This window comes from Microbacterium sp. ZW CA_36 (assembly GCF_044987475.1).
Taxonomy (GTDB): Bacteria; Actinomycetota; Actinomycetes; order Actinomycetales; family Microbacteriaceae; genus Microbacterium.
Window position 1 is genome coordinate 37,586 of sequence record NZ_JBJDRL010000030.1, and the last position, 18,513, is coordinate 56,098.

Sequence of the window (18,513 nt, forward strand, 5' to 3'; positions counted from 1 at the left end):
CCACCGCGAGGAGCGGACGAGATGTGACGGGCGGAGGGCCCTTCACCCTCGGATCCACCTCCGCTCCTCGCATCTCCTCCCCTGATCCCCTCCTCCCCCGCCGATCGGAGACCTGGATGCTGCGCGTGGACGCGACCGGACCGCTGCGCGAAGAGCTTCGGCCCGCCATGGCGAACGCCGATGACCGGCGCCCCGGGCTCACGCTCACCAGCCGCAGCCTGCTGCGGGACGGGCGCCCATGGCTGCCGGTCTCGGGTGAGCTGCACTACACGCGCGTCCCCCGGGAGCGGTGGACCGAGCGCCTGCGGCTCATGCGCTCGGGTGGCGTGTCGGTCGTCTCGACCTACGTGCCGTGGCTGCACCACGAGCCGGTGCGCGGTCAGGCGCGCTTCGACGGACGATTCGACGTGGGCGGGTTCGTGGACGCCGTGCGGGCCGAGGGCCTCGAGCTCGTGCTGCGGATCGGCCCGTGGGTGCACGGCGAGATGCGCAACGGCGGGCTGCCCGACTGGGTGCAGCACGCGCCGGTGCGCCATCGCACCGACGACCCGGCATACCTCGACCTCGTGCGGGAGTGGTTCGCGCGCATCGCAGATGCCCTCGACGGGCGCTGCACGCCCGAGAACGTGCTGGCGATCCAGCTGGACAACGAGCTCTACGACCAGCCCGGTCACCTCGCGACCCTGAAGCGGCTGGCTCGCGAGGCCGGCATGTCGGCGCCGCTGTGGACGGCGACCGCGTGGGGCGGCGCCCAGCTTCCCGACCCCGAGGTGCTGCCGCTGTGGGGCGGCTACGGCGACGGGTTCTGGGTCGACCCGGGCGACGCGTGGGACCCCACCTTCCGGGCGCACTTCTTCTTCTCCGACACGTGGGACGACCCGGGCATCGGCGCCGACGTGCGGGGCGCGGACGAGCGGGGCGCCGACGAGCGGGGCGCCGACGAGGCATCGACGAGCGGGCGCGCCGAGCTGTCGCCGTGGTTCCCCGCCGCCACCTGCGAGCTGGGCGGCGGCATGGCGACCGCGTACCACCGGCGGCCGCGACCCGGCGCCCGTGACATCGCCGCGGTCGCGCACGCCAAGCTCGGCAGCGGGTCGGCCTGGCAGGGGTACTACATGTACACCGGAGGCACGAACCCCGGGCCCGGTCTCGAAGAGACGCAGGCCACCGGCTACCCCAACGACATGACGCGGCTGAGCTACGACTTCCATGCGCCGATCGGCGAGTCCGGCCGCGCAGCGCCGAGCCATGCGGCGCTGCGCCTGCAGCACGCGTTCCTCGAGGCGTTCGGCGAGCGACTCGCCCCCGCGCCGTCGCATCTTCCCGACGTCCGCCTGACGGGGGTCGAGGATGCCGAGACCCTGCGCTGGGCGGTGCGCGCCGACGACGGCTCGGGGTTCCTGTTCATCGGGTGGCATCAGCCGCATGTGCCGCTGCCGACGTACCGCGGTGCGCGGTTCCGCGTCGATACTCCCCGTGGCGTGGTCGAGCTGCCCAGCGCTCCGGTCGACATCCCGCCGGGGACGCTCGCCCGCTGGCCGCTCGGACTCGAGGTGGGCGGCGTCACGGTCGACTGGGCGACGGCGTCCGCACTCACCGTGCTCCCCGCCAGCACGGCCGACGGCGCACCGACGCTGGTGCTCATCGAGGATGCCGGCATCCCCGTCGAGCTCGCACACGACGGTCTCACCCACCGCCTCGCACCGGCGGCGACGCCGCTGCGGATCCAGGAGCCGCACGGCGCCGCGCTCGACGTACTCGTCCTCGCGTCGGCCGACGCCGACCTGGTCTGGGTCGTCGACGCGGCCGCCGGCGGGCGGCGGCTGCTCGTGTGTGCCGACGAGGTGACATGGGATGCCGAGGGCCGGGTCGCGGTGCGGGCGAGCGGCTCCGAGCCCGACCTGCGCGAGTATGCGGGCGGCACCTGGCGCCACCTCGGGTGGGAGGACCCCGCCGCCACCGCGGCTCGGCGCTCGGCCGCCGACGGCACCCCGGCGGCGACGCCGGAACGCGACGCGCACCCGGGCGGCGCGGCATCCGTCCGCATCCGGCTCGTGCGGGCCGAGACCATGCCGTCCGGCGACTACGGCTCGCGCGACGGCCGGCAGGCCGCACCTCACGATGCCGTGCTCGACGCCCACGCCGCGGTGTATCGCCTCGACGTGCCCGAGAAGTTCGACGACGACGCGGTGCTGCGGGTGCAGTGGGCCGGCGATGTCGCGCAGCTGCGCGTGGACGGCGTCACGGCGACGGACCGGTTCTGGGACGGATCGGACCTCGTCGCGAACCTGCGCGACCTCGGCGCCGCGCCCGCGACCCGCGTCGAGCTGCGCGTCCTGCCGCTGCGCACCGACAGCCGCGTGCACCTGCCGGCCGACGCCGCCGCGCGGCTGGCGGCAGCCGACGGCGCGCTGTGCGAGGTCAGCGCCGCCTGGATCGACCAGCGCACGCTGTGGACCGAGAAGACCCCGCACCGCGGAACCCCCGCCCGTGTCGACGACGACAGGAAGACGAGAGAGCGATGACGCTGCACAAGACCGCCACACCCCCGATGGGCTGGAACAGCTGGGACTCGTACGGCACCACCGTCACCGAGGCGGAGGTGCTCGCCAACGCCGAGTTCATGGCCGAGCACCTGCTGCCGCACGGCTGGGACACGATCGTGGTCGACATCGACTGGGCCGACCCGACGGCCCGATCGCATGGGTACAACGAGACGGCACCGCTGATCATCGACGGCTCCGGCCGCCTGCAGCCCGACCCCGCACGGTTCCCGAGCTCGGCAGACGGCGCCGGCTTCGCGCCGCTCGCGGCACGCCTGCACGCGCTCGGACTGAAGCTCGGCATCCACGTGATGCGCGGCATCCCCCGCGTCGCCGTCGCCGCCGACGTCCCGATCGCCGGGACCGGGACCACGGCGTCGCAGATCGCCGACGCGACGAACGTCTGCGAGTGGAACCCGCACTACCTCGGCCTCGACCACACGCATCCCGGCGCACAGGCCTACTACGACGCGTGCGTCGCGCAGTATGCCGAGTGGGGCGTGGACTTCCTCAAGGCCGACGACATGCTGTGGCCGTACCAGGCGCCCGACATCGAGGCCTACTCGCGCGCCGTGCAGCGCGCCGACCGCGACATCGCACTGTCGCTGTCGCCCGGCCGCGACCTGTCGGCCGCGAACCTGGAGCACCTGCGCGCGCACGCGACGATGTGGCGCATCTGCGACGACCTCTGGGACCGCTGGGAGGACGTCGAGGCCAACTTCGCCCGCTTGGCACGATGGGCGCCGCTGGCCGGCCACGAAGGGTGGCCGGACGCCGACATGCTGCCGCTCGGCCGCATCGGGCTGCGTGCCGAGCGGGGCGAGCCCCGCGAGGGCGCGCTGACGCTGCCCGAGCGCCGCGCGCTCGTCACGCTGTGGGTCATGGCGCGCTCACCGCTCATGATCGGCGGCGACCTGCCCACCAGCGCGCCCGAGACCATCGCGCTGTTCACCAACGACGAGGTGCTCGAGATCCTGCGCGACTCGACCGGCAACCGCGAGCTCCTCCGCGAGCGCGACCTCGTCGTGTGGACCGCCGCGCGCGGCGACACCCACTGGACCGCCGTGTTCAACACGGCGGACGAGGCGCGGGAGGTGCCGTTCGACACGCGGTCTCTCGCGCTCGGCCCCGCGCCGGCCCGCGTGGTGGACGTGTGGAGCGGTTCGGACGTCCCCGTCGAAGGCGTCCACGTGCAGTCGGATGCCGCGCGCGGCGTCGCGCCCGGCAGCTCGGTCGTGCGGCTCGCCCTGGAACCCCACGGCTGCGTGCTGCTGCGGGCGTGAACATCTCCGCTCGCCTGTCACGAATCGGGGCCATGCGCCACCATTCGTGACAGGTGAGCAGATCAACCCCCGACGGCGCACGGACGCGCCGCCCGCCGGAAAGCGCTTGCGCGGCATCCGATCGCATGGCACACTGTTGGAAAGCGTTTACCCGATGTGCGGACAACCGCGCCGCCGGGTACCCACAAGCCTTCAGAGAAGAAAGCAGGACCCCGTGACCGACACGACTATCGCCCCGGCCCCGGCCGAGGCCTCCGCCCGCCCCGCCGTGCGTGAGATCGGCATCATCATGAACGGCGTCTCGGGCCGCATGGGGTACCGCCAGCACCTGGTGCGCTCGATCCTCGCGATCCGTGACCAGGGCGGCATCGAGCTCGCCGACGGCACGAAGGTGACCGTCAAGCCGCTCCTCGTCGGCCGCAGCGAGGCGAAGCTCGCCGACCTCGCCGCCCAGCACGGCATCGAGGACTACACCACCGACCTCGACGCGGCTCTCGCCGACCCGCGCTGGGAGATCTACGCCGACTTCCTCGTCACGAAGGCGCGCGCCTCGGCCCTCCGCAAGGCGATCGCCGCCGGCAAGACCATCTACACCGAGAAGCCCACGGCCGAGACGGTCGAAGAGGCCCTCGAGCTCGCCAAGCTCGCGCAGGAGGCCGGTGTGAAGACCGGCGTCGTGCACGACAAGCTCTACCTCCCCGGGCTGCAGAAGCTCAAGCGCCTCATCGACTCCGGCTTCTTCGGCCGCATCCTGTCGGTGCGCGGCGAGTTCGGCTACTGGGTGTTCGAGGGCGACTGGCAGCCCGCGCAGCGGCCCAGCTGGAACTACCGCGCCGAAGACGGCGGCGGCATCATCGTCGACATGTTCCCGCACTGGAACTACGTGCTCGAGAACCTGTTCGGCGACGTCAAGACCGTCTACGCGCAGGCCGCCGTGCACATCCAGGACCGCTGGGACGAGAAGGGCGAGCACTACACGGCGACCGCCGAAGACGCCGCGTACGGCATCTTCGAGCTCGAGGGCGACATCGTCGCTCAGATCAACTCGTCGTGGACCGTGCGCGTGAACCGCGACGAGCTCGTCGAGTTCCACGTCGACGGCACGCACGGCTCGGCCGTCGTGGGTCTGTTCGGCGCGAAGATCCAGCACCGCAACGCGACGCCGAAGCCGGTCTGGAACCCTGACCTCGCCGACGACCACGACTACGACGCCGACTGGGCAGAGGTTCCCACCAACGACGTGTTCCAGAACGGCTTCCGCCAGCAGTGGGAGGAGTTCCTCGAGTCGTACGTGCTCGGCACAGAGTACGAGTTCGACCTCCTCTCGGGCGCGCGGGGCGTGCTGCTCGCCGAGGCCGGCCTGCAGTCGAGCCGCGAGGGCCGCAAGGTCGAGCTGCCCGCCCTGTCGCTGGACTGAGCAGGGATCACCGGATGCCGCAGCTCACACTCCTCTCACCCGACGGCGCCACTTCGACGGCCGAGCTGAACGAGTCCCCGGGCTACACCAAGCCCGGGGGCCCGCTCCGCAGCCGCGTCGCCTATGCCGCCGCGCACGTCGTGCCGCAGACCTGGGCCGACAACACCCCGGGCCGGCCGGCAGAGGTCGACTGGGACGCCACCCTCGACTTCCGCCGCGCCGTGTACTCGTGGGGCCTCGGCGTCGCCGATGCCATGGACACCGCCCAGCGGACCATGGGCCTCGACGCCGCCGCCACCCGTGACCTCATCGCCCGCTCGGCGCAGGTCGCCCGCGAAGAGGGCGGCTCGGTCGTGGTCGGCGTGAACACCGACCACGTCGAGGCCGAGCGCATCTCGATCGACGAGGTGATCGACGCCTACAAGGAGCAGCTCCACTTCACCGAGGAGCAGGGCGCGGGCCCGGTGCTCATGGCCTCGCGCCACCTCGCCCGCGTCGCCGAGTCGGCCGACGACTACCGCCGGGTCTACCGCGAGGTGCTCGCCTCCGCCACGACCCCGGTCGTGCTGCACTGGCTCGGCACCGCGTTCGACCCGTCGCTCGAGGGCTACTTCGGCTCGCCCGACTGGCGCGACGCGTCGGCGGTGCTGCTCGAGATCATCGAGGAGAACGTCGATAAGATCGCGGGCGTCAAGATGAGCCTGCTGGATGCCGCCTCCGAGGTGTCGGTGCGCGAGCGCCTTCCCGAGAGCGTGCGCATGTTCACCGGCGACGACTTCAACTACGTCGGGCTGATCGGCGGGGACTCCATCCGGTCGTCGAGCGAGCGAGGAACGAGCGAGACGAAACGCGCCGAACCCATCGACGACGTCGGCTCGGGGCGTCTCGACTCGCAAGCTCGCTCAACGACCGGGGGAAAGCAGCACTCGGACGCGCTGCTCGGCGCCTTCGCGGCGATCACGCCGGTCGCCTCGGCCGCCATCCAGGCGCTCGACGCCGGCGACCCGGCGCGGTACCTCGAGATCCTCGGCCCGACCGAGGAGCTCAGCCGCCAGGTCTTCGCCGCACCGACGTTCTACTACAAGACGGGCGTCGCCTTCCTGTCGTGGCTCAACGGCCACCAGCCGGCGTTCCAGATGGTGGGCGGCCTGCACTCGGCCAGGAGCCTCCCGCACCTGTCGCGCATCGTCGAGCTCGCGAACGCGTCGCTCGCCCTCGAGCGGCCCGAGCTCGCGGCCATCCGCTGGCACGGGATGCTGCGCCACAACGGCCTCGACGTACCGGGGCTGATCACATGACGGCGCGTCAGCGCAGCGCGTCGGGTGCGGCATCCGTGTCCCGGCGCTCTCCCCTCGTGTTCCGGACTTCATCGCTCGTTGGCGCGTCTCGCGATGAAGTCCGGGACATGCTCCAGGAAGGCCCCGCATGACCACGCCCGACCCCCGCCTGTCGATCAACCAGGCGACCATCAAGTACGCCGATCTCGCGACGGCGCTGCGCGTGACCGCCGAGGCGGGCGTCTCCGCGATCGGCCTGTGGCGCGAGCCGGTGCAGGAGGTCGGGCTCGCCACCGCGGCGTCCATGCTCACCGACTCGGGGCTGCGTTTCACGACGCACTGCCGGTCGGGCTTCTTCACGATGCCCGAGGGCCCTGCCCGCCGCGCGTCGATCGACGACAACCGCGTCGCGATCGAAGAGGCCGCGACGCTCGCCGCCGCCGGAGCCCAGGGCTCGACCGCGATCCTCGTGCTCGTCGCCGGCGGCCTGCCCGAAGGATCGCGCGACCTGGTGGGCGCCCGCGAGCGGGTGCGTGATGCGATCGGCGAGCTGGTTCCGGATGCCGCCGCCGCCGGTGTGACTCTCGCGATCGAGCCGCTGCACCCGATGTACGCGTCGGACCGCTGCGTCGTCTCGACGCTCGGGCAGGCGCTCGACATCGCCGCGGACTTCGACCCGGCCGTCGTCGGCGCGACCGTCGACACGTTCCACATCTGGTGGGACCCCGACGTGCTGTCCGCCATCGCGCGCGCCGGCCGCGAGGGCCGCATCGCCACGTACCAGGTGTGCGACTGGAAGACGCCGCTCCCGGCCGACGTGCTGCTGGCCCGCCACTACCCGGGAGACGGTGTCATCGACTTCGCCTCGCTCACCGCCGCCGTCGAGGCGACCGGCTACGACCGCGACATCGAGGTCGAAATCTTCAACGAGGAGATCTGGGCCACCGACCCGCTCGTCGCCGTGCAGCGCACGGCCGCCGGGTTCGCGGCATCCGTCTCCCCGCATCTGCGCGCTCGCGTCGCGAGCTGAACGCACTTCGATGAGCACAGGAGCGCTCGCGGGGTACGCCGATTGGCCGGCGTTCCTCGCGGGCGCTCCGGCGTTCGCGCCCGTCGGTCTCGACGGACGCCGGAACGCCGGCGCCGGGAAGCCCGGCGCCTCGCCGACGAACGACACCGCTTCGCCAGGGAACGACGCCGCGACCGGCACGACCGCCGCCTCCCGCCCTGCCCTGGTCGAGGTGCTGGGTGTGCGCGCGGCAAGCGCCGCCGACCTGAAGATCGAGCGCGAATGGCTCGCCGACGGCGTGCGCGGCCGTGAGCTGAGCTGGTGGCTCGGCTTCGGCCCGCGCACGCGGGCATACCTGCTCGAACCCGCCGAGCATGACGGTGATCTCCCCGGCGTGCTCGCCCTGCACGCCCACGGCGGCGTGCGCTCGACCGGCGCCGAGCAGCTCGTCGACACGGGGCGGGCGCCGAGCCCCTCTGCGGCCCGCATGCGCGCCCGCTGCTACGCGGGACGCACTCCCGCCAACGACCTCGCCCGGGACGGCTTCGTGGTGCTGATACCCGATGCGTTCTCGTGGGGCAGTCGCGCGTTCGACCTGTCTTCGCCGCCGGACGTGCTCGCGCGGCTCGGCGCCGCGCTCGACGCGCTGCACCGCGAGCGCGGCGAGACGCTGTCGGACGACGAGCGGTTCGACGAGCTCTCGTCGCTGCACGAGTACGGCCTGGCGAAGGCCGCCGGGGCGCTCGGCACGAGCTTCGCCGGAGCAGTCGCGACGGATGATCTGGCCGCGCTCGAGGTCCTCGCAGGATGGCCGGGCGTCGACGCCGCGCGGCTCGGCGCGATCGGCTTCTCGGGCGGCGGCGGACGCGCGCTGTTCGTGGCCGCGCTGGACGGCCGGGTCGCGGCATCCGTCGTCTCCGGCATGATGGCGACGTCCGCCTCGCTGGTTCCGGACTACCTCGACACCCATTCGTGGCTCCTGCACAGCCCGGGCCTCGCGAGCCGCTTCGACCTTCCGGACCTCGCCGCCCTCGGCCGCCGGCTGCTCGTGCAGTACGGCGAGCTCGACGAGCTCTTCCCGCCGCAGGGGATGAGGGATGCCGACACCCGCCTGCGCGCCCTGCTCGGCCGCCGCTACACCGGCGTCTGGCACGACGCCGGCCACGAGTTCACCGCCGCGATGCAGGACGAGGCGCGGGCGTACCTCGCGCGGACGCTGCGCTCCTGACCCTCCGCCCGGCGTCGGGGCCGGCGCTTCGGGCTTCGGGCTTCGGTCTTCGGGCTTCGGGCTTCGGGCTTCGGGCTTCGGGCTTCGGGCTTCGGTCCCGCCTTCCCAGCAACCCCTCCGGGAGCCTCCGAGTCCCGGACCGCGCGGCCACGGGTCTCGGTCGTCTCCGGGGCCACGGATGCGGTCCAGGTTTCGCCGGAAACGCTCGCCCGAGACCTGCAATTCCCGGACCGCACGCAGCGGCCCCCCGACGTCCCGGTGTGGCTGGGCGGTCCAGGTTTCGCCGGAAACGCTCGCCCGAAACCTGCAAGTCCCGGACCGCCCGCAGGGGTGATCGTCCTCGGTGTCCCCCGGTACCCGGGGCGGTCCAGGTTTCGCCGGAAATGCTGGCCCGAAACCCGCGAATCCCGGACCGCACGCAGGGTGACCGTCCTCGGTGTCCCCCGGTACCCGGGGCGGTCCAGGTTTCGCCGGAAACGCTCGCCCGAAACCTGCGGATCCCGGACTGCGGCTCGACCACCCGGCCTGGCGCGCGCCGACTCTCGCGTCTCCGCGGCAGCAGCAAGAGGGCGTCAGCGGTCCGAGGCCGCCGACAGGAGCCGCAACTCGCGCAGGCGCGGCGTGACCGAATCCGCCGAGGACTCGATCCGGACGGCAAGCTCCACCGTGCCCGTCGCGTCGCCCAGCGGCACCTCGCGGGTCGCGTCGCCGGCCCCGGCGGGCACCGGTTCGTCGAGCACCACCTGGTCCGCCACCGACACCCGCAGGTGCGCATCCGCATCGCCGTCGAGCCACGAGACGCGCAGCGCGTCGGCTGTGCCGCTCCAGTCGCGCAGCGTCAGGGTGAGCGCGCCGCCCGTGCGGCGCCAGCGGGCGTCGCCCTGCACGCCGATCTCCTCGTCGGATGCCGAGAGCCCGTGGTCGGATTCCGGCTGCTGCTCGCCGAAACCCACGACGTCGCGTGTGCGCGCCTCGAGACCCAGCGACGCGGCGTCGATCCGCTCGAGCTCGGAGCGGCGTGCTGCGACGGTGGCAGCATCCGTGCCCCGGGCGACCGGCCACGACACCGTGTAGCGCGCGTCGTGGATGCCGGCGAAAGGCTCCAGGTCGACCGCACCGCCGTCGGCGGTGGGCACGCGGACGTGCCCCGGCACCTGGCGCACGGCGCGGTCGAGCGCATCGGCGGTCAGCACCGGGGTGTCGGCGAGCGCACGCAGCGGACCGACCGCGATGTGTCCCATCCGCGCGCCGGTGCCGCGGTAGGCGACGACGGCGTCGTCGGGCTGCCGCAGCGCCAGCACCTCCGGGCCGTCGACGATCCAGGCCCAGTCCGAGCCGTCCGCCGGGCGCTCGAAGCGCAGCCGCCGCGGCAGCGCGAACCGCAGGACCGTGACACCAGCCCCGACGCCGACCCTCACCCTCGTCCCGGCCGCCGCACGCCGGGGCTCGGCATCCGCCTCACCCTCGATCTCGACGACCGCATCACCCTCGACCCAGTCCGGGACGAGCACCGCGAGGCGCGTGGGTCGCGGCGCGCGCACCTCGACGGTCGCGTGGACCACCGCGGGATCGGCGCGTTCGTCGACGGCGACCGCGACCTCGACGTCGTCGACGATCGCGCGGGACGGCACGAACGCGTTCACGCGCACCTCACCCGGCGCCACGGCGTAGACCAGGGCGCCGTGGCGCGACTGCGCCTCGAACCCCGAGCCCATGCAGCACCAGAAGCCCTCGGCGTCGGGTGAGTACACCCGGTAGTGCGCGGGGCGCTGCGGCGTGAAGTACACCAGCCCGCCGTGCTGCGGATGCTGCGCCGAGCGCAGATGGTTGGCCCGTGCCCGCTCGGCCCACAGCAGGTAGGCGTCGTCGCCGGTGAGCAGGTGCAGCTCGGCGGCGAGCTTGACCATGTTGTAGGTGTTGCAGGTCTCGGGGCCCTCGCGGGCGATGAACATGCTCGAGAAGTCCGACGGGAAGTGCTCGCGCACGCTGTCACCGCCGATCGCGGCGCTGCGGTGGCGTGCGACGCGGTCGAAGAAGACCCGCGCCGCCGCTCCCTCTCGCGCGGCGACGTCGGGCACGATCTCGGGCGCCACCTCCCGCGCCGCGCGCTCGATCGTCGCGAAGCCGACGGCCACCGGGATCTGCGTATTGGCGTGCAGTCCGTCGAGCTCGTCGCGGCCGGCGGCGAGCGGCTCGACGAGTCCGCGGCGTGCGAAGCGGCGCGCGACGCGCAGGAACGCGGCATCCTGCAGCACCATCGCCAGCCGGGCGAACGCCTCAGTCATGCCGCCGAACTCGCACTCGAGGATCCGCTCGAACGTCTCGTCATCGAGGTCGGCGCTGACCTGCAGCCACCATGCCGCGAGTTCGGCGAGCGTCTCTCGCGCGAGCGGGTCCTCGGTCAGCTCGACCGCGTCGATGAGGCCGGCGAGGATCTTGTGCAGGTTGTACAGCGGCACCCAGCGCCCGTTGAGGTGGAACGCCCCGACGTCCACGCGCCCGGCGCGCAGCTCGTCCCAGAGCGCCTCGCCGCCGGGCACTCCTCCGACGTAGCCGCTGCCCGTCGCCAGCTGGCACTCCCGGATGCCGCGCACCAGCGTCCGTGCGAGGTCGGCGGCCGCGGCATCCCCCGCCGCGGCGAGGGTGCTCGCCGCCGAGAGCACATGGCCGGCGGTGTGCCCGTCGAGACCGTCGGACTCCCAGCCGCCGTAGGAGTCGGCGCGCGAGGGCAACCCCGCCTCGCGGCGGAACGGCGCCAGCAGGCGGTCGGGATCCAGTCGCTGCAGCGTCGCACTGACCGTGTGCTGCGCCGCCAGATCGGCGCCCGGCGCGAGGCGCACGTGAGCGGCCGGCGCGAAGGCCGCCGGGGCAGCCGTGCGGGACATGGCACTCCTTCGAGCCGGTGACGGTCGCTGCTTCGGAGCAGCAATGCAGGGAAACCGCTTCCCAATCTATCGTCCGAACCGGACACAGGGCCTAGACTCTGGCCTGTGAGCGACACCACGGCGCCTGCCCGAGGCGCAGCAACCCTGCACGACGTCGCGCGCGTGGCCGGCGTCTCGCTCGCCACCGCCTCGCGCGTGCTCAACGGTTCGACCCGCAAGGTCGCCGAGAGCTACCGCGAGCGGGTCGAAGCCGCGGCCGAACAGCTCGGCTACACGGCGAACCTGTCGGCGCAGGCCACCGCGCGCGGCACCTCCGCGATCGTCGCGCTCCTGGTCGCCGACATCGCCGACCCGTACTTCGGGCAGCTCGCCTCCGGCGTCGCCCGCGGCGCCGACGAGGCGGGACTCGTCGTCACCATCGCGATCACCGAACGCGACCCGCAGCGCGAGGTGAAGCTGGTGCGCGCACTGCGCGGCCAGCGCCCGCGTGGCCTCATCCTCGCGGCATCCCGTGTCGAAGGACCGGACGCCGTCGGCCTCCAGGGCGAGCTCGACGCCTTCTCGAACATGGGCGGCCGGGTCGTCGTGGTCGGCCCCGGCGGCGGCTCCGCGCGCTCGGTGGCCGTCGACAACCGCGGCGGTTCCGCGGCGCTCGGTGCCGAGCGCGCGGGCCTCGGCTATCGCGACGCGATCGTGGTCGCCGCCGCCGAGGGCATCCGCACCTCCGACGACCGGCTCGCCGGCTTCACCGAGGGGTTCACCTCGGCCGGCGGCGTGATCCGCGATGTGCGACGCGTCGGCTTCACCCGCGACGCCGGCTACGCGGCCGCATCCGACCTCCTCGCCGGCGACGTGCCCGCCGGCACGCTGATCTTCGGCATCAGCGACGTGGTGGCGATCGGCATCATGTCGGCCGTCCGCGACGCCGGGCGCCAGGTCGGCGCCGACGTCGCGGTCGCCGGCTTCGACGACATCGCGACAGGACGCGACATCCGTCCGGGCCTGACCACGGTGCGCGTGCCCCTGGAGGATCTCGGCTACCAGGCCCTGCACGCCGCGACCGACCCTGAATGGACCGCGGGCGAACCGCAGCTGCCGCTCGAGGTCATCGTGCGCGGCAGCACCCCGCCGCGCAGCTGAGTCGCGGGGTCGCGACGTGCACCGGCGCCCAGCCGGGTCGGGAAACGTTTCCGGGTAGGCTGAGCGCGCCGCGACCCAAGGAGACACGGATGCCTCGACCGCCCCGCGCCGACCGAGCGACGCGCGTCACGATCGCCGAGGTCGCCGCCCGCGCAGGAGTCTCGCTGTCGACCGTGTCACGTGCGCTGAACGGCAATCCCACAGTCGACCCGGTGCTCGCGGAGCGGGTGAAGGATGCCGCGGCCGCCCTCGACTACACCGCCAGCCCCGTCGCGCGCAGCCTCGTCCTCGGCCGCACGCAGACGGTGGCGGTCATCGTGCCCGATCTCGGCAACCCGACGTTCCAGGCGATCCTGCGGGGTCTCAGCCACGCCGCCGGCGCCGACGACTACCACGTGCTGGTGGCCGACTCGGCGGAGTCGGTCGAGGAGGAGCGCGTACTCGCGGGCGCGACCCGCCGCCGCACGGACGGCGTCATCCTGTGCGCACCGCGCCTGCCGCAGGAAGAGCTCGACCGGCTGGTCGGCGGGCTGCGGCCGGTGGTGCTGATCAATCGCTCGTCGGGCGACGTCCCCTCGGTGCGCGCGGACTACGGCACCGCCCTCGCCGCCGAGCTCGGCCACCTTCACGAGCTCGGACACCGTCGCATCGTCTTCCTCGCCGGCGCCCCGGGCAGCGTGGCAAACGCGGCGCGCCTCGAAGCGATCGCGGGCTTCGTCGCCGCGCACGCCGACACCGTGGTGACCGAGATCCCGTGCGGTGTCGACTTCGAGGCGGGCGCCGACGCCGGCGCCGCCGTGCTGGCGTCGGGCGCGACCGCGGCGCTGGCCTTCAACGACCTCGTCGCGATGGGGCTGTTGAGCGCGGTGCAGGCGAGCGGATGCCGCGTGCCCCAAGACCTCTCGATCGTCGGGTTCGACGACATCCCGTTCGCGCAGTACACGACCCCGCCGCTGACGACGGCCGCCGTGCCCGCGGCCGAGCTCGGCGCGCAGGCGTGGGCGCGCATGCGCGAGCTGCTCGAGGGCGACGAGCCGGGTGGTCCGCTCACGGTCCTGCCTGAGCTGACGGTGCGCGGCACGACCGGCCCCGCCGCCTGACCTGCACCCTCCGCTCCCCGGCCGGAACACCTGTTCCGAGCTACGGAGGGAGAACGGGTGGTACCATGAGAAAACGTTTCCTGAAGGAGTGAGATGAGCCACCGCCGGTACGCCCTCGTGGGCGCGGGACACCGCGCTCAGATGTACGTCGACGCGATCATCGGGCGCTATCGCGGCGACGCCGTGCTGGTCGCGATCTGCGAGCCGAACCCGGTGCGCGCGCAGTACTACGTCGACCGCGTGGTCGAGGCCGGCCTCCCCGCGCCGGCCGTGTACAGCCCCGATGACCTCGAGACGATGGTCCGCACCGAGCGGGTCGACCGCGTCGTGATCTGCGCCCGCGACGACCTGCACGCCCCGCTGATCGTCCGATCGCTGGATGCCGGAGCCGACGTCGTCGTCGAGAAGCCGCTGACCATCGACGGGCCGAGCGCCGCAGCCATCGAGGACGCGATCGACCGCACCGGCCGCGAGGTCGTCATCACGTTCAACTACCGCTACTCGCCGCGCAACTCGGCGCTGCGCCAGGTCATCCAGGACGGCGTCATCGGCGAGGTCACGAGCGTGGACTTCTCGTGGGTGCTCGACACCAAGCACGGCGCCGACTACTTCCGTCGGTGGCACCGCGAGAAGGAGCACTCCGGCGGCCTGCTGGTGCACAAGGCCAGCCACCACTTCGACCTCGTCAACTGGTGGATCCGCTCGGCACCGCGGCGCGTCTTCGCCTCGGGCGGGCTGCGCTTTTACGGTGCTGACAACGCGGCGGCCCGCGGCCTCGGCGACCGTCCCGCCCGCGGCACCCACGACGACGGCGATGCGTTCGAGCTCGACCTGCGGGGCGATGAGCGACTCAAGGCGCTGTACCTCGACGCCGAGCAGCACGACGGCTACCTCCGCGACCGCGATGTGTTCGGCGAGGGCATCACCATCGAGGACAACCTCGCCCTCGTGGTCGACTACGCCTCGGGCGCGACCCTCAGCTACTCGCTCAACGCCCACTCGCCCTGGGAGGGCTACCGGGTCGCGGTCAACGGCACCCTCGGCCGCGCCGAGCTGGAGGTCATCGAGCGCGGCGCCGTCCTCGCCGACGAGGGCCTGCACCCGGTGATCGATCCCTCCGCGGTGGATGCCGGATCCTCCGGGTCGCTCCGCCCCGAGGGCGAGCGCCTCATCGTGCAGCGGCACTGGGAGGCCGCGTACGAGGTGCCGATCCACGCCGCCGGCGAAGGCGGCCACGGCGGCGGCGACGCGCTGCTGCTCGCCGACGTGTTCGAGGGCCCCGGAGACGACCCACTCGCCCGCCCCGCCGACTGGCGCGACGGCGTCCGCTCCATCGCCGTCGGCATCGCCGGCAACCGCTCGCTCGAGACCGGGCTGCCCGTGCAGGTCGCCGAGCTCGGCATCCGCTTCCTGGCCGCCGACGCCGCGGTCGCACGCGCATGACCCGCATCGCCGTCACCGGCGGCGCCGGCAGGCTCGGGCGCAGCCTCGTCGCCGGTCTCGCTGCGGCCGGCCACGAACTCGTGTCGCTGGACCGCGAAGTCTCGGACGCCGCCGAGCTGCGGGGCCTCGAGCAGATCGCGGTGGACCTGACCGACACGGATGCCGCAACTCGAGCCATCGCCGGCGCCCGCGCCGAGGCGCTCATCCACCTGGCCGCGATTGCCGTGCCGTTCAGTGCGCCCGAAGAGGTCATCCTCCGCACCAACGCGACGATGGCGCTCACCGTGATGTCGGCCGGCGTCGCCGCCGGCATCCCGAAGATCGTGACGGCATCCAGCCCCACGGTCCTCGGCTACGGGGCGCCCAGGGGCTGGCTGCCCGACCGCTTCCCGCTCGACGAGGAGACGACCCCGCAGCCGTGGAACGCCTACGCGCTGTCGAAGCACCTCGCCGAGCAGACGATCGCGATGCTGGCACGCCAGACCGGCGACGCGACCCGCTTCGCCGCCTTCCGTCCGTGCTACGTCATCGCCCCGGAAGAGTGGCAGGGCGCGCTCACGCAGCAGGGCCACACGGTGGTCGAACGCCTCGCCGACCCGGCCCTCTCGGCCCCCGCGCTCTTCAACTACGTCGACGCCCGCGACGTCGCCACGTTCATCGACACCCTGCTGGTGGCCCTCCCCGAGATCCCGAACGCCGAGGTGTTCTTCGTCGGCGCCGACGACGCGCTCGCGCGGCGGCCCCTCGCCGAACTGCTGCCGCAGTTCGTGCCCGGCACCGACGAGCTCGCGGCGGGACTGACCGGCACCTCGCCGGCGTTCTCCAACGCGAAGGCCCGCCGCGTGCTGGGCTGGCGCCCGGCGCACAGCTGGCGGGGCGAGCTGGGCGAGCCCCTGCCCGCCTCCGACGCGTTTCGTCTCGCTCGTTCCTCGCTCGCTCAACGACCGGATGAGGACGTCGACTCCCGGTCGTTGAGCGAGCTTGCGAGTCGAAACGCCCCGGACCCGGACTCCGCCTCAACCCGAAAGGACGTGCTGGCGTGAACTTCGACGGCATCCTCTTCTTCCCTGTCACCCCGTTCGACGCCGCCGACCGCGTCGACGAGGATCTGCTCCGGCAGCACCTCGACACCACACTCGCGCACGCCCCCGGCGGCGTCTTCCCGGCCTGTGGCACGGGCGAGTTCCACGCCCTGTCCACCGACGAGGCGATCCGCGTCGTGCAGGTGGCGACCGAGACCGTCGCGGGCCGCGTGCCCGTCGTCGCCGGCACCGGCGGCCCCCTCGGCCACGCCAAGGCCCTCGCCCGCGCTGCCGCCGACGCCGGAGCCGACGCGCTGCTCGTCCTGCCGCCCTACCTCGTCGGCGGCCCGCAGGCCGGGCTCGTCGCGTACGTCGAGGCGGTGGCGGCGGCATCCGATCTTCCCGTCGTGATCTACCACCGCGCCAACGCGCAGTTCTCGGTCGACTCGGTGCGCCGCCTCGCCCGCAACCCGCGGGTCGTCGGCTTCAAGGACGGCGTCGGCGACGTCGGCCTCGCGCAGCAGATCGTGCGTGCGGTGGCGGCCGAGGGGCGCGACGACTTCGCGTTCTTCAACGGCCTGCTCACCGCCGAGCTGACGCAGGGCGCCTACCGGGGCATCGGCATCCCGCTGTACTCGTCGGCGGCGTTCGCGATGATCCCGAAGGTGGCGAACGCGTATTACCGCGCGTACATCGACGGCGACGAGGCGCGCCGCGCCGAACTGCTCGACGGGTTCTACTCGCCGCTCGTGGCCCTGCGCGACGAGACCCCGGGCTTCGGCGTCTCGCTCATCAAGGCCGGGCTGCGCCTCGGCGGGCTTCCGGTCGGCTCGGTGCGTGCACCGCTCGTCGACCCGGCCCCTGCGCAGGAGGCGCGTCTGGCCGAGATCCTCGAGGCGGGGCGAGCACTGCTGTGACGACGGCTCCCGAGTCGCCGACGATCGCCGCGTTCGACGCGCGGCTCGTCAGGGTGCCGCTCACGCGCCCGTGGGCTGCCGACGTCACGTCGGTCGGCGTGATCGCGACGCACGTCGTGCGGTCGGACGGCGCCGAAGGGTGGGGCTTCTCGTGGACGCCGCAGATCGGCGCCGAGGCGGTGCATGCACTCCTCGCGCACGACATCACGGCGTTCGCCGTCGGCCGGTCGGCCGACCCGGGCTCCGAGTGGCTTGCGCTCTGGCAGCACCTCCACGAGGCCGGTGGCGGCGGCATCACCACCATCGCGATGGCCGGCCTGAACCTCGCACTGTGGGATGCCGCAGTGCGGGATGCCGGCACGTCGCTGTCCGGCTTCCTCGGCGCCCAGCGCGAGAGCGTCCGGGCCTACGGCTCGGGCGTGAACCTCCACTACACCGAGGACGAGCTCGTCGCCCAGGTGCGGCGCTGGGTCGACGCCGGGTTCGATGCCGTCAAGGTGAAGGTCGGCAAGCCCGACGTGGCGGAGGACCTCGACCGCATGCGCGCCGTGCGCGAGGTGCTCGGCCCCGACCGCGCGCTCATGATCGACGCGAACCAGCGCTGGGAGCTCGACCGCGCGACGCGCTCGCTCGAGGTGCTCGCCGACGTCTCGCCGGCGTGGATCGAGGAGCCGCTGCGTGCCGACGACCTGTACGGCCACATCGAGCTCGCGCAGCGCCTCGGCGCCTCGAGCGGCATCCCGATCGCCGTCGGCGAGAACCTGCACAACGTCTTCCGCTTCGACGACTTCCTCCGCACCGGCGCCGCCCAGATCGTTCAGCCGAACATCGTGCGGGTCGGCGGCATCACTCCGTTCCTGGGAATCGCGGGTATCGCCGCCGAGTACGGCGCGGCCGTGCACCCCCACCTGCTGCCCGAGCTGTCGGGCCAGCTCGCCCTGTGCCTGCGCGCGGTGCCCGGCGTTCCCGCGCCGATGGCCGAGGACGTCGAGGACGCCGGCTTCGGCGCGCTCGGCGCGCTCCTCGACGATTCGCCGGTCCGCATCTCGGAGGGGCTCCTCACCGAGGTCGACCACGCCGGTCTCGGCATCCGCTTCTCATGACCCCATTGCACGCTTCCGGAGGAGTCTCATGACCACCGCCATCACGACCACCAGCACCGTTGAGCTCGACGCCCTCGCCGCCGCCGCGGCCGCCCGCCACACGGGGGCGGCGGCCGACGCCGCGACCCGGGCGACGTGGCTGCGCG

13 protein-coding genes are annotated in these 18,513 nt (G+C 73.1%); 12 read left to right on the top strand and 1 reads right to left on the bottom strand.

Annotated elements, in window-relative coordinates; genetic code table 11:
• Positions 1-116 precede the first annotated feature (116 nt).
• The 6 genes from ACI3KX_RS13620 to ACI3KX_RS13645 all read left to right on the top strand — a co-directional run bounded on the left by ACI3KX_RS13620 (position 117) and on the right by ACI3KX_RS13645 (position 8,757).
• Positions 117-2,525 (top strand): beta-galactosidase, encoded by a 2,409-nt coding sequence (locus tag ACI3KX_RS13620; RefSeq protein WP_404910069.1) that lies wholly within the window; start codon positions 117-119, stop codon positions 2,523-2,525.
• Positions 2,522-3,826, top strand: a complete 1,305-nt coding sequence (locus ACI3KX_RS13625; RefSeq protein WP_404910070.1) for an alpha-galactosidase — start codon at positions 2,522-2,524, stop codon at positions 3,824-3,826. The genes ACI3KX_RS13620 and ACI3KX_RS13625 overlap by 4 nt, the downstream gene beginning before the upstream one ends.
• A 214-nt stretch (positions 3,827-4,040) precedes the next feature.
• Positions 4,041-5,243 (top strand): Gfo/Idh/MocA family oxidoreductase, encoded by a 1,203-nt coding sequence (locus ACI3KX_RS13630; RefSeq protein WP_349425286.1) that lies wholly within the window; start codon positions 4,041-4,043, stop codon positions 5,241-5,243.
• A 14-nt stretch (positions 5,244-5,257) separates the two neighbouring features.
• Positions 5,258-6,541, top strand: a complete 1,284-nt coding sequence (locus ACI3KX_RS13635) for a dihydrodipicolinate synthase family protein (RefSeq protein WP_404910071.1) — start codon at positions 5,258-5,260, stop codon at positions 6,539-6,541.
• A 127-nt stretch (positions 6,542-6,668) separates the two neighbouring features.
• Positions 6,669-7,550 carry a sugar phosphate isomerase/epimerase family protein gene (locus tag ACI3KX_RS13640; protein ID WP_404910072.1) on the top strand — a complete coding sequence of 294 codons (882 nt, stop codon included), beginning with the start codon at positions 6,669-6,671 and terminating at the stop codon, positions 7,548-7,550.
• 10 nt (positions 7,551-7,560) lie between these two features.
• A complete protein-coding gene (locus ACI3KX_RS13645; protein ID WP_404910073.1) occupies positions 7,561-8,757 on the top strand; it encodes a dienelactone hydrolase family protein in 1,197 nt (398 codons plus the stop codon).
• Between the two features lie 572 nt (positions 8,758-9,329).
• Here the strand turns inward: ACI3KX_RS13645 and ACI3KX_RS13650 are convergent.
• The gene (locus tag ACI3KX_RS13650) at positions 9,330-11,642 is read right to left on the bottom strand and encodes a beta-L-arabinofuranosidase domain-containing protein (RefSeq protein ID WP_404910074.1); all 2,313 of its coding nucleotides are present in this window, start codon (positions 11,640-11,642) and stop codon (positions 9,330-9,332) included.
• Between the two features lie 105 nt (positions 11,643-11,747).
• Between ACI3KX_RS13650 and ACI3KX_RS13655 the strand changes: the two genes are divergently transcribed.
• The 6 genes from ACI3KX_RS13655 to ACI3KX_RS13680 all read left to right on the top strand — a co-directional run bounded on the left by ACI3KX_RS13655 (position 11,748) and on the right by ACI3KX_RS13680 (position 18,367).
• Positions 11,748-12,782 carry a LacI family DNA-binding transcriptional regulator gene (locus tag ACI3KX_RS13655; protein ID WP_404910075.1) on the top strand — a complete coding sequence of 345 codons (1,035 nt, stop codon included), beginning with the start codon at positions 11,748-11,750 and terminating at the stop codon, positions 12,780-12,782.
• An 89-nt stretch (positions 12,783-12,871) separates the two neighbouring features.
• Positions 12,872-13,882, top strand: coding sequence for a LacI family DNA-binding transcriptional regulator (locus ACI3KX_RS13660; protein WP_404910076.1), 1,011 nt, complete (start codon positions 12,872-12,874; stop codon positions 13,880-13,882).
• A gap of 93 nt (positions 13,883-13,975) precedes the next feature.
• Positions 13,976-15,325, top strand: a complete 1,350-nt coding sequence (locus ACI3KX_RS13665; RefSeq protein WP_404910077.1) for a Gfo/Idh/MocA family protein — start codon at positions 13,976-13,978, stop codon at positions 15,323-15,325.
• Entirely contained in the window at positions 15,322-16,368 is a 1,047-nt protein-coding gene (locus ACI3KX_RS13670; RefSeq protein ID WP_404910078.1) for an NAD-dependent epimerase/dehydratase family protein, read from the top strand. Before ACI3KX_RS13665 ends, ACI3KX_RS13670 begins: the two co-directional genes overlap by 4 nt.
• Positions 16,365-17,264: a 5-dehydro-4-deoxyglucarate dehydratase gene (locus ACI3KX_RS13675; RefSeq protein WP_404910079.1), complete on the top strand. Its 900-nt coding sequence runs from the start codon at positions 16,365-16,367 to the stop codon at positions 17,262-17,264. Before ACI3KX_RS13670 ends, ACI3KX_RS13675 begins: the two co-directional genes overlap by 4 nt.
• Positions 17,261-18,367, top strand: coding sequence for a mandelate racemase/muconate lactonizing enzyme family protein (locus ACI3KX_RS13680; protein WP_404910080.1), 1,107 nt, complete (start codon positions 17,261-17,263; stop codon positions 18,365-18,367). Before ACI3KX_RS13675 ends, ACI3KX_RS13680 begins: the two co-directional genes overlap by 4 nt.
• The last annotated feature ends 146 nt before the right edge of the window (positions 18,368-18,513 follow it).